The organism is Pseudomonas algeriensis (assembly GCF_048847255.1).
Taxonomy (GTDB): Bacteria; Pseudomonadota; Gammaproteobacteria; order Pseudomonadales; family Pseudomonadaceae; genus Aquipseudomonas.
This window is the reverse complement of record NZ_JBKKRK010000005.1, coordinates 301,185-313,287: the sequence shown is the minus strand read 5'-3', so window position 1 is coordinate 313,287 and position 12,103 is coordinate 301,185. Positions and strand designations below refer to the sequence as shown.

Sequence of the window (12,103 nt, the reverse complement as noted above, 5' to 3'; positions counted from 1 at the left end):
GCGATGAAAAAGTTTTTCAGCCTGCTGGCGACGTTGTTGATCGTGGCCCTGGCGCTGTGGATCGGCCGGACATTGTGGGTGCATTACATGAACACGCCCTGGACCCGCGACGGCCGGGTACGGGCCGACATCATCAATGTCGCTGCCGATGTCAGCGGGGAGGTGGTCGAGGTGCCGGTGCGCGACAATCAGTTGGTGAAAAAAGGCGACCTGTTGATGCGCATCGACCCCGAGCACTACCGCATCGCGGTGAAGCAGGCGCGCTCCCTGGTGGCGTCACGCAAGGCCACCTGGGAGATGCGCAAGATCAATGCCCATCGGCGCGCCGATCTGGACAGCCTGGTGATCTCAAGGGAGAACCGTGACGACGCCAGCAACATCGCCGATTCAGCCCAGGCTGACTACCAGCACGCCCAGGCGCAGCTGGAGGCGGCCGAGCTGAACCTGGCCCGCACCGAGGTTCGCGCGGCGGTGGACGGATACGTCACCAACCTCAACGTGCACCGTGGCGACTACGCGCGCATCGGCGAGGCAAAAATGGCCGTGGTGGATATGAATTCGTTCTGGGTCTATGGCTTTTTCGAAGAGACCAAGCTGCCCAAGGTGCGGGTCGGGGATTCCGCGCAATTGCAGTTGATGAGTGGCGAGGTGCTCAAGGGCCACGTGGAAAGTATTTCCCGGGGGATCTACGACCGTGACAATCCCCAGAGCCGTGAGTTGATCGCCGACGTGAACCCCACGTTCAACTGGGTACGCCTGGCCCAACGGGTGCCGGTGCGCATTCATCTGGACGAAGTGCCGGATGACGTGCTGCTGGCGGCGGGGATGACGTGTACGGTGGTGGTAGAACCTAAGCGCTGAGGCTGCATAAATCTTCTGTGGCGAGGGGATTTATCCCCGTTGGGCTGCACAGCAGCCCTAAACCAGACACCACGGCATTCCGGTCGAAACCGCTGTCAATCGCGACTGCTGCGCAGCCGAGCGGGGATAAATCCCCTCGCCACAAAGAACGCTCCTCGTTGCCCCTTTATGATTAAAGCGCCCGACCCAACCCAAACCGTCTCATCAATCCCTTCTCCAGCAGCGCCTTGGGTAATAAACCCGCCATCAGCGGCAATGCACGACTGCCATTGCCCAGGCGCAGCAGGCGGGGTGGCTTGGGCTGTTGGATAGCCTTGAGCAGCGCGGCGGCGAATTCGCTGGCCGGGGTCGGGTTGTCCTGGGATGCCTTGGCGCGGGCACGAATGCCGTCGCGCAGCGGCCACCAGGGCGATTGCTCACTGATTAACTGTTCGGCCTCGTGCCCGGCGTTCTTGGCGAAGCTGGATGCGATGGCGCCGGGCTGGACTTCCATCACGCGGATGCCGAACGGCGCCAGTTCCATGCGCAACGCATCGCTCAGGGCGTGTACCGCTGCCTTGGAGGCGCAGTAGGCGCCGGCGAATGGAGTGACCAGCACACCGGACACGCTGCCGATATTGACCACCAACCCCTTGGCCTGGCGCAGCACGGGGAACAATGCGCGGGTCACGCCGACGATGGCGAACACGTTGGTTTCGAACTGGCGCTGCATGGCCGGCACGCCGCCGTCCAGCAGCGGGCCCATGGCGCCATAGCCGGCATTGTTCACCAGCACGTCGAGGCCGCCGTGTTGCTGGTTGATCCGCTCGCTCAACTGCTCCAATGCCTGGCCGTCGTTGACGTCCAGTTGCACCGCTGTGAAACCGGCAGCGCTTAGCTGCGCCACGTCTTCGGGTTTGCGCGCGCTGGCCCAGACCTGGTAACCGCCGGCCTTGAACGCGTCGGCGAGGGCGCGGCCGATGCCGCTGGAACATCCGGTGATCAACGCAACGGGCATGGCGCTTTCCTTGGGTAACGTTGTGATGGAATCAGTTGGAAAAACTACCCTGCAACCGCTCGGCACGAAACTCCAAGGTTTGCGGGCGATAGCCGGGGCGCAACGGCGGCAACGGCAGGCAGTCTTGCCAGCCGGCGCCAGGTTGCAGTTCGCCAGGGCCGCGATAGCGGGGTGAGCTGTAGACGTTTTCGGCCAGGTTGATGGTGTCGCCGGGCGCGTAGGCCGCTATACGCCAGTGCAGCTCGGTCAACGGCACGTCGTTGCCATTTTTCAGGCTCAACGACAGCGGACGATCAGCAGGGCAGCGCTCAGGCGCATAGGCAATGCGCAGATCCAGGCGATCCAGTTGCCGGGTTTCGCGGTTTTCCTGCCAAAGCACCCACGCCGCGACCAGCCCCAGCCCGACGAACGCCGCCAGGGAAACCGGCAAGGCCTTGGCCGGGTAGCGCAATAGCAGGATGAGCCAGGTGATGACCAGCGCGACGCCGATAAGCATGTTGAAGCCTCCGTTCCTATCGCCACATCCTACCGAAGGGCGCGGGCGATGGATATTCATCTGCCCTGCACCGTCCGTCGTCACTGTCATACATGACAGTAGGCAGCCTTGCGCGACCGTTGGTTAGATGTGCCGGGTTACCTGGCACTTTACGGAGCTGCTGCTGATGGGCATGGATCATCGAACGCCGACGTTAATCGCTGTCGACTCGCGAAGCTTGCCGGTTCGTTCGATTGGCTATTGCCGCAGCCGTGCGGATAGCCCCGCGCAGCGGCGCATCAACCGCAGCCTCTTTGACGTGGCTGGGCACACGTTGAAACAGTGGGATCCACGCTTGTGGGCCTTGCAGGAAACGGGCGAATCGACGCCCGCCAATCTTTCAGCGGTTTATTCGCTGTCCGGCACTACGCTGCAGGCAGACAGCGTCGATGCCGGCCGGCAAACCGATCTGTCGGGTCTCGCCGGTGAAGTTCTACTGGGGTGGGACAGTCGAGGAACACAGCGCGATATTCGTTATGACGACTCGCTTCGCCCTGTCGCGGTATTCGAGCAAGGCAGCGGGCAGCCGCGCCGGTGTACCGAACGCCTGACGTATGGCTATCCGGGCCAGGGCGATCAAGACCACAACCAGTACGGGCAATTGATCCGCCACGACGACATGGCGGGCACCTTGTCGCTGGCATCCTTTGCCTTGACCGGGCAAAACCTCATGCAGGATCGCCGCTTCATCCTCGATGCGGCTCTGCCCGATTGGCCGGAAGCCGAGGGCGATCGCGAGCACCTGCTGGAGCCGGGAGACGGCGCCGTTTCGACGTGGCGCGTTGGGCCGTTGGGCGATGTACTGGAGCGTGTCGACGCCAGGGGCAATCGACAACGGCAAGGCCTTACGCTCGATGGCCGGCTGTCAGGCAGCCAATTGCTGTTGGAGGGGCAAGACGATTGGCAGGCGTTGGTGAGCGACATTCGCTACGACGCCCAAGGACAAATCGAGCAGGAAACAGCCGGCAACGGCGTGCTGACTTCACTCACGTATGACCCAGAGGACGGACGCTTGTCCGAACGCCAAGCCATGCGTGCCGACCATGTGCTGCAACATTTGCGCTACGACTACGACCCGATGGGCAATGTGCTGAGCATCGAAGACCAGGCCCAGGCGATCCGCTACTTCGCCAACCAACGCATCGATCCGATCAGCCGCTTCACGTACGACAGTCTTTATCAACTGATCGAAGCCACGGGGTGGGAGGCGGGAACGGTCAACCAAGGCCCCGACTCGCTAGGACGCAGCGACCCGGCGGCGGTCAGCAATTACCGACAGGCCTACCGCTACGACGAGGCTGGCAACCTGTTGGAGCTGACTCACGTCGGCGCCCAAAGCCATGGCCGGGAAATCAAAGCGGCTCGCCACAGCAATCGCTGCCTGCCTTACCGCAACGGCGTGCCGCCCACCGAGGATGAAATCGCCGCCGCGTTCGATGCACGGGGCAATTGCCTGGAGCTGGACACGGGCCGGTTCCTGACTTGGAACCTGCGTAATCAGCTGAATTCGATCATGCCCATCGAGCGCGACTCGGGGCTCAACGACAGCGAAGCGTATGTCTACGACGGCGGCGGACAACGGGCGCGCAAACTTCGCACCTTGCAGACTGGCACCCGCACGCTGGCTGCCGAGGTGCGATATCTGCCGGGGCTGGAGTTGCGTGCCGAGAGCGGCACGGGCGAGGCATTGCAAGTGATCGTCGCCCAGGGCGGGCTCAGCGAGGTTCGGGTGTTGCATTGGGAAAGCACGCCGCCCACCGGGAAGAATGATTGCTACCGATACAGCGTCGCCGATCATCTGGGTTCGGTGAGCCTGGAGCTGGCCGAGGACGGGCGGATCATCAGCCAGGAGCATTTTTATCCGTTTGGCGAAACCGCGTATCTGGTTGGGGAAAATGCAATCGAGGTGGGTTACAAGACGGTGCGTTATTCGGGCAAGGAACGGGATGCAACGGGGCTTTATTACTATGGCTTTCGTTATTACATCCCATGGTTGCAGCGCTGGCTGAATCCGGACCCGGCTGGCGCGGTCGATGGTTTGAATATGTATCGTATGGTCAAAAACACTCCCGTGACTTTCGTTGACGGTGACGGGCTCATGCCTGAGAAGCAGAACAGAGGAGATGTCAGTAAAATAAGAAGTCTGTTTGAACCTGCCCGCACGACTCGAGACGCTCCAACGACCCTTGCCAAGGGAGGGACCGAGAACCGCGCATTTACGGCGAAACAAAATCCGCCTCCCTTTACGCTGGGGCTAGTGTCTGAGCGGTCGGTGAGACCGCCACTAGAAAGCACCAGTTCGGCAGAGATGTATGAGGCTGCGCAAACTCCCTCGATTGAGGGAGGAAAGATGCTGGTCGGCCCGCATACCCTAACACTTACCCCGTCCGGCAAAGTTTTGGCAATGAGAGGCGATGACCGTTCTCCTGAACAAATATTGAAAGCCGGCGGCTTTTATCCCAGAGATAACCGAGGCCTGGAAATCAAGAAGGATTTTCGGAACGCAGTGGTGAGCAAAGGTTTCAATACGCTCGCCAGTGAACATGTAAGAAGTCCGGTCCCAGGTTATGTGTCTTTGGGAATGGACGAGGATTCTGGCGGGTATGGCGACACCAGAAATTATCTGTATCGAATGGAAATTCCTGGGCTAAAAGAGCGCGAGATCAACAATCGGACCTTAGGTCTTCAACAACCGTTTGAGTTCAAACCGAAAGGACGGCTGAGTGCTCGCCTTCTGATGAGCGATGACTCGCTTGAGAACGCCGACTTTGTTGCGATGATTCCGCCTGTAACAGTAGAACTCACTTTCATCACGCCAATTCCGGCCGCTTATATAGTTTCTTACCGGAAAAGAGGCACTAAAGAATGGATTCCCTTCCCTGGATGATATTGGGGTTCGTCTTGATTGACAGGAACATAAAAAAGCCCCCACCCAGCCCGCTGCGGATAGGGGACGCAGTGGGCTGGATGAGGGCTTCTTGTCTGGCTGATCGTTGCTGATCTTATTGGGCGATAGTCTTCACCGACACGCCGCGCTCCAGTGGGGTGGAACGACCGTAGATATCTTCGAAGCGCTCGATGTCGTCTTCGCCCAGGTAGCTACCAGACTGCACTTCAATGATTTCCAGCGGGATCTTGCCGGGGTTGCGCGGGCGATGAAGTCCGCATTGACGCATTTCGGCAGCCTGGGAGTTCTTCTTCGTATACCGTCGGTCGTGACTGTCATATCTGACAGTAGGCAGCCTTGAGCCACCGTTGGTTAGATGTGCTGCGATAGCCTGGACACGCGGAGCTCCACTGATGGGCATGGATCATCGAACGCCGACGTTAATCGCTGTCGACCCGCGAAGCTTGCCGGTTCGCTCGGTGGGCTACTGCCGCAGCCAGGAGATTGCTCCCGCGCAGCGGCGCATCAACCGCAGCCTCTTTGACGTGGCTGGGCACGCGGTGAAACAGTGGGATCCGCGTTTATGGATCTTGCAGGAAAACGACGAATCGACGCCCGCCAATCTCTCCATGCTTTATTCACTGTCCGGCACGACGCTGCGGGCAGACAGCGTTGATGCCGGTCGGCAGGCCGATCTGCCGGGTTTCGCCGGTGAAGTTCTGCTGGGTTGGGACAGCCGAGGGACGCAGCGCGACCTGCTCCATGACGAACTGCTTCGCCCCGTGGCGGTGTTCGAACAAGGCAGCGGGCAGCCGCGCCGGTGTACCGAACGCCTGACGTATGGCTATCCGGGCCAGGGCGATCAGGACCACAACCAGTACGGGCAATTGATCCGCCACGACGACACGGCGGGCACCTTGTCGCTGGCATCCTTTGCCTTGACCGGGCATAACCTCATGCAGGATCGCCGCTTCATCCTCGATGCGGCTCTCCCCGATTGGCCGGAGGCCGAGGGCGATCGCGAGCACCTGCTGGAGCCTGGAGACGGCGCCGTTTCGACGTGGCGCGTTGGGCCGTTGGGCGATGTACTGGAGCGTGTCGATGCCAGGGGCAATCGACACCGACAAGGCCTTACGCTCGATGGCCGGCTGTCAGGCAGCCAATTGCTGTTGGAGGGGCAAGACGATTGGCAGGCGTTGGTGAGCGACATTCGCTACGACGCCCAAGGACAAATCGAGCAGGAAACAGCCGGCAACGGCGTGCTGACTTCACTCACGTATGACCCAGAGGACGGACGCTTGTCCGAACGCCAAGCCAAGCGTGCCGACCAGGTGCTGCAACACTTGCGCTACGACTACGACCCCATGGGCAATGTGCTGAGCATCGAAGACCAGGCCCAGGCGATCCGCTACTTCGCCAACCAACGCATCGATCCGATCAGCCACTTCACGTACGACAGTCTTTATCAACTGATCGAAGCCACGGGGTGGGAGGCGGGAACGGTCAACCAAGGCCCCGACTCGCTAGGACGCAACGACCCGGCGGCGGTCAGCAACTACCGACAGGCTTACCGCTACGACGAGGCTGGCAACCTGTTGGAGCTGACTCACGTCGGCGCCCAAAGGCATGGCCGGGAAATCAAAGCGGCTCGCCACAGCAATCGCTGCCTGCCTTACCGCAACGGCGTGCCGCCCACCGAGGATGAAATCGCCGCCGCGTTCGATGCACGGGGCAATTGCCTGGAACTGGACGCCGGTCGGTTCCTGGCCTGGGATCTGCGCAACCAGTTGAGGTCGGTCACGCCCATCGAGCGCGACTCGGGGCTCAACGACAGCGAGACGTATCGCTACGACGGCGGCGGGCAACGAGCCCGCAAGCTGCGCACCTTGCAGACCGGCACCCGCACGCTGGCCTCCGAGGTGCGTTATCTGCCGGGGCTGGAACTGCGTGCCGACGGCGGCACGGGCGAGGCATTGCAAGTGATCGTCGCCCAGGGCGGGCTCAGCGAGGTTCGGGTCCTGCATTGGGAAAGTACGCCGCCGACCGGAGACAACGACGCTTACCGGTTCAGCGTTGCCGATCATCTGGGCTCGGTCGGCCTGGAGGTCGCCCTTGATGGGCGGATTATCAGCCGTGAGCATTTTTATCCTTTTGGCGAGACGGCTTATCTGGCGGGAGAAAATGCGATCGAGGTGGGGTACAAGACGGTTCGTTATTCGGGCAAGGAGCGGGATGCGACGGGGCTTTATTATTATGGTTTTCGTTATTACAGCCCTGGGCTGCAGCGGTGGATGAATCCGGATCCGGCTGGGAGCATAGACGGTTTGAATCTATACGCGATGGTGGGAAACAATCCGCTTACTTTTGTGGATACGGATGGGCGCATAAAGGAAGAGGCGACGAGTGATAAAGGAAGTAAAACGTCGTTTATACCCAGTGCTCCGCCGTTCAGGCCGCTGCCATTTATTCCCCAACCGCCTTCTGCGCCGGGGCCTCCTCCCCCGCCACCAGGACTTGCAGGCCCCATTCTGCTACCGACGCCGGTACCTAATTTAGTCGAGAAGGTATTCGAACCTATTGGGTTGGCACCTCCGAACTTACCAGGAAATACTCCGTCGGTTTCATGGGAGACAAAAGACTACGTGGACATTGTTTTACTTGCCCAAACAATCAGTAAATTGTCCGGCTCTCCCGAGCGATCACTCGTAATAAAAGACGTTTCCCATGAGGAACTGTTCGCGCGGATCCGAGCGGTTCCGGGTAATGAAACAATGCAGTTTGATCAGGATAACCTTAGTGTCAATCCGGCCGCATGGACGTCACCGGAAGGGGTTGTTTATATGGGGGTGACCGCTCCAGATTATTCGGAAAATGGTCAGCTGGATGTGAGTAAGATTCGCTCGACCATTATTCACGAAAGCTTGCATCATTCTTCGCATGCGTATGTTGGTTTTCAACATGACGCTCATCTGAACGAAGAAAATAGTAATTATGATGAGTACGTGACTGATTATTTTGCTTATCAGGTTTTCACCGAAATATTTCCAGGGGCGACTTATAAAACGGGATATTTTACAAAGATTTTGGGCGGAAAATTCATGCATTGGGGGGGCAATATGGCTAAATATATGATCGATTCTGGTCATGTAACCTCTAACGAACTGAAACATGCATATTTTCGAACCGGTAAACTAAACGCTTTACCAGCTTCGTCGTTATCAAAATGGAAAACCTTCGCGAAGCAGAATCAAAGACCTCTGAGAATGTGACCAGGCAAAAAAAGCCCCCACCCAACCCACTGCGGATAGGGGACGCAGTGGGCTGGATGAGGGCTTCTTGTCTGGCTGGTCGTTGCTGATCTTATTGGGCGATAGTCTTCACCGACACGCCGCGCTCCAGTGGGGTGGAACGACCGTAGATATCTTCGAAGCGCTCGATGTCGTCTTCGCCCAGGTAGCTACCAGACTGCACTTCGATGATTTCCAGCGGGATCTTGCCCGGGTTGCGCAGGCGGTGAACCGACGCGATCGGGATGTAGGTCGACTGGTTTTCGGTCAGCAGGAACACGTTCTCGTCGCAGGTCACTTCGGCGGTGCCGCTGACCACGATCCAGTGTTCGGCGCGATGGTGGTGCATCTGCAGCGACAGGCACGCGCCCGGCTTGACCGAGATGTGCTTGACCTGGAAGCGACCGCCCATGTCCACCGAGTCATAGGAACCCCACGGACGATAGACCTCGCAGTGGTTCTGGGTTTCGGTGCGGCCCTGGGCATTGAGGGTGTTGACCAGTTGCTTGACGCCTTGGACCTTGTCCTTGTGGGCGATCATCATGGCGTCCTTGGTCTCGACCACGACGATGTTGTCCAGCCCGATCACCGACACCAGCTTGCCGTTGCCGTGGATCATGCAGTTGCGGCTGTCCTGGACCACGACGTCGCCCTTGGTGACGTTGCCGTTGGTGTCTTTGGCATTGACTTCCCACAGCGATGCCCAGCAACCGACGTCGCTCCAGCCCGCCGACAGCGGCACCACGCAGGCGCGCTGGGTTTTTTCCATCACCGCGTAGTCGATGGAGTTGTCTGGGCAGCAGGCGAAGGTGGCGTCGTCGAAGGTGATGGTGTCGGCGGTCTGCTCGCTGCGCTCAAGGGTCAGCAGGCAGGTGTCGTAGATGTCCGGATCGTGTTTCTTCAGCTCTTCGAGGAAGCGACTGGCGCGGAACAGGAACATGCCGCTGTTCCAGAAGTAACCGCCGGCTTGGACGAACTCGGTAGCGCGCTTGACGTCGGGTTTTTCGACGAAGTGGGACACGCGGCTCACGCCTTCAGGCAGCAAGGCGTCGTTGGTCGACTTGATGTAGCCGTAGCCGGTTTCCGGCTTGGTGGCCGGGACGCCGAACAGCACCATTTCGCCACGCTCGGCCGCCACGGTGGCCAGGGCCAATGCGCGTTGCAGGGCTTTCTGATCCTCGATGACGTGGTCCGCCGGCAGTACCAGCATCAGTTCGTCGCGGCCTTCGTTGACCAGCATCATCGCGGTCAGGGCCACGGCCGGCGCGGTGTTGCGACCGAACGGTTCCATCAGGATGCGCTGGGCTTCCAGATTCTGGGCGGACAGCTGCTCGTTGACGATGAAACGGTGCTCTTTGTTGCAGACCACGATCGGCGTGTCCATGCCTTCGAACACCAGGCGCTCGAGGGTCTGTTGGAACAGGGTGTGTTCGCCGGTCAGGGCCAGGAACTGTTTAGGGAATTGCTTGCGCGAAAGCGGCCAAAGACGTGAGCCACTACCACCTGACAAGATCACCGGAATCATGTTTGTTACTCCTTTGAAGCAAAAATGGTTTTAGAGCTACTGCGTTCTGTCGTTTCACTCTCTTGTTTTTGTTCCGTATCCGAATGACACCTGTGTCCTGTGGGAGCGAGCTTGCTCGTTCCCACAGGTGAAGCGTCAGTCAGAAAAACTCATCAGCGGGTGGACACCGGGCGCTTGACCCAGACCGGCGACAGGCTGCTGCCGGAACCCGTCACGTACAGTACGGCCGCTTCGCCGCGCTCAAGGGCTACTGGCTTCACATCGCCGACTTTCTTGTCGCCTTCGTACAGAGCCAGAGACACTTTCACCGGGTTGATTTCACGTTCGCCACGGCCCTTGGCCGCTACCTCCTTAACCACGTCGGTCTTGCCGTCGGCGGTCTTGAGGGTCAGCTTCTTGTCGCTGAGGTTCTGTACGCGGACCAGGGATTTCTGCTTGTTCTTGAACGGTGGTTCTTCGATCAGTTGTGGCTGGCCGCTGGCGTTGTTGACCAGGGTGTAATAGTGATCGGAGGCCAGTTTAACCGGTACGGTCTGGCTCCCTACCTTGGCGCTGTAGTCGCCGCCAGGCATGAAGCTGAAGTCACTGCTGGCCAAGGGGGCCACGTCGCTGATGTTGGTGCTGCCGACGGTGGCGCTGACTTCGGCGTTGCTGGCGTTGTAGACCCGCACGAAGCTCGAGCCTTTCGGCGCGACAGGGCCATACAGGGCCGAGTCACCGGCGAAGGCTGAGAAGGAAAGGGCGCTCATGCTGGCGACCAGGGCAACGGCCTTGAAGGAGCGAGCAGCGAGACGACGAGGAGTAGTGTTGAAAGTCATGATGGACCTCTCTTTCAGTTTTGCGCCCGGTCGGGCGTCTCGGATTGTGTGTTAGCAGCTACGTTCTGTTGGCGGGTGCCGGCTTGCTTGAGTTCGGCGACCCATTGCGGATCGGCGTCGCCGATCTCGTTGTTCACGGGCAGATAACGTTCAGGAAACTCCCAGATCAGCACCTGTGGCGGGCTGTTCTTGAAGGCGTCGCTCTTGAGGTAGCTGAGCATCGGCAGAATCGGGCCATGGCCGTCTTCGGCGTAGTTGACGACGTCGCTGTGCAGCGCTTGCTTGAGAGCACCGACGAAGTTCCAGTTGGGGTTGGCGCTGTAGCTGGTGCCGATCAGGGCCACGGGCACCTGGGCATCGGCGAACAACGCGTCATCGCTGGCCGGCTGGTCGTCGGCTTCGCGGGTGTTGCGCTTGACCAGCGGCTCCTGGGCCGGCATCAGGTTTTCGAACAGGGGATCGAGCGGCAGGAACTGACGCAGGTCGCCCTTGTGGATGATCTTCTCCGCAGGCTCGGTGATAAAACGCTGTGGTTCGCCATTCAGTGGTGTGCGTTCGGCAATGGCTTTGGCCAGATGTTCCGCGGCAATTTGCGCGCCTTCCGGCGTCCAGTGAGTGTCGGTGCGCAGGAACACTTGCTGGCCGCTCTGCTTGGCCTGTTGCAGCGGGCCGAGCAGATCAGGAGCGAGGATCTTGTCCGTCGCCACGCGGGCGTGGAAGTCCTGGTACAGGTTGGCGTGGATGCTCGACGGCTTCACTTCACCCAGGTGCTCGGGATACAGCCGGGCCTTGGCGGGCACGATCGCCATGACCAGGGTGATGCCTTGTTCCTTGAGCTTCTGGCGCACGCCTTCGATCAGCGCGTAGTTGCCTTGCAGGTTCTGCTCTTCGTTGACGATCGGGTTGAACTCTTCGTCGCTGAACAGCCACTGGTCGCGGCCCAGGACCACGCCCTTGCGGCCTTCGTTGAACAGCTTGTAGTCCAGCGCGGCCCAGATGTTGGTGCCCAGACGCTTGATCGGGAATTCATCGTCGTAGTGCGTTTCCACGGCCTTGGCCCAGCGACCGTTGAGCACGGTCGCATCGGGGTTGGTGCTGAAGCCTAGGAAGCTGCGCATCGACCAGATACCCAGCGCCGTCAGGATCAACATAAACAGCGCGACGTAGAAGATGCGTAATGAGCGGGTCATGTC

The 12,103-nt window shown here is 59.8% G+C and carries 8 protein-coding genes and 1 pseudogene; 3 read left to right on the top strand and 6 right to left on the bottom strand.

The genetic code is table 11. The annotated features are described in order from the left end of the window. The first annotated feature begins 3 nt into the window (after positions 1 to 3). Positions 4 to 861 carry an efflux RND transporter periplasmic adaptor subunit gene (locus ACLK1G_RS10640; protein WP_420765403.1) on the top strand — a complete coding sequence of 286 codons (858 nt, stop codon included), beginning with the start codon at positions 4 to 6 and terminating at the stop codon, positions 859 to 861. 172 nt (positions 862 to 1,033) lie between these two features. Here the strand turns inward: ACLK1G_RS10640 and ACLK1G_RS10635 are convergent, their stop codons facing one another. Beyond that, the gene (locus tag ACLK1G_RS10635; protein WP_420765402.1) at positions 1,034 to 1,858 is read right to left on the bottom strand and encodes an SDR family oxidoreductase; all 825 of its coding nucleotides are present in this window, start codon (positions 1,856 to 1,858) and stop codon (positions 1,034 to 1,036) included. A gap of 31 nt (positions 1,859 to 1,889) precedes the next feature. Then, complete coding sequence (locus tag ACLK1G_RS10630; RefSeq protein WP_420765401.1) at positions 1,890 to 2,354, bottom strand: multidrug transporter; 465 nt, start codon at positions 2,352 to 2,354, stop codon at positions 1,890 to 1,892. 166 nt (positions 2,355 to 2,520) lie between these two features. Here ACLK1G_RS10630 and ACLK1G_RS10625 point away from each other — a divergent pair, with 166 nt between their 5' ends. Beyond that, positions 2,521 to 5,280 (top strand): RHS repeat domain-containing protein, encoded by a 2,760-nt coding sequence (locus tag ACLK1G_RS10625; RefSeq protein WP_420765400.1) that lies wholly within the window; start codon positions 2,521 to 2,523, stop codon positions 5,278 to 5,280. 115 nt (positions 5,281 to 5,395) lie between these two features. Here the strand turns inward: ACLK1G_RS10625 and ACLK1G_RS10620 are convergent. Beyond that, positions 5,396 to 5,551 (bottom strand): annotated as a pseudogene (locus ACLK1G_RS10620) (mannose-1-phosphate guanylyltransferase/mannose-6-phosphate isomerase); the annotation flags it as partial. Between the two features lie 142 nt (positions 5,552 to 5,693). Here ACLK1G_RS10620 and ACLK1G_RS10615 point away from each other — a divergent pair. Continuing rightward, positions 5,694 to 8,549, top strand: coding sequence for an RHS repeat domain-containing protein (locus ACLK1G_RS10615; RefSeq protein WP_420765399.1), 2,856 nt, complete (start codon positions 5,694 to 5,696; stop codon positions 8,547 to 8,549). A 91-nt stretch (positions 8,550 to 8,640) separates the two neighbouring features. Here the strand turns inward: ACLK1G_RS10615 and ACLK1G_RS10610 are convergent, their stop codons facing one another. The 3 genes from ACLK1G_RS10610 to ACLK1G_RS10600 form a co-directional block, all read right to left on the bottom strand. Next, positions 8,641 to 10,092 (bottom strand): mannose-1-phosphate guanylyltransferase/mannose-6-phosphate isomerase, encoded by a 1,452-nt coding sequence (locus tag ACLK1G_RS10610; protein WP_420765398.1) that lies wholly within the window; start codon positions 10,090 to 10,092, stop codon positions 8,641 to 8,643. A gap of 152 nt (positions 10,093 to 10,244) precedes the next feature. After that, entirely contained in the window at positions 10,245 to 10,910 is a 666-nt protein-coding gene (locus ACLK1G_RS10605) for an alginate O-acetyltransferase AlgF (RefSeq protein WP_420765397.1), read from the bottom strand. Positions 10,911 to 10,924: 14 nt separating this feature from the next. Beyond that, positions 10,925 to 12,100: an alginate O-acetyltransferase gene (locus ACLK1G_RS10600; RefSeq protein WP_420765396.1), complete on the bottom strand. Its 1,176-nt coding sequence runs from the start codon at positions 12,098 to 12,100 to the stop codon at positions 10,925 to 10,927. Between the last annotated feature and the right edge of the window lie 3 nt (positions 12,101 to 12,103).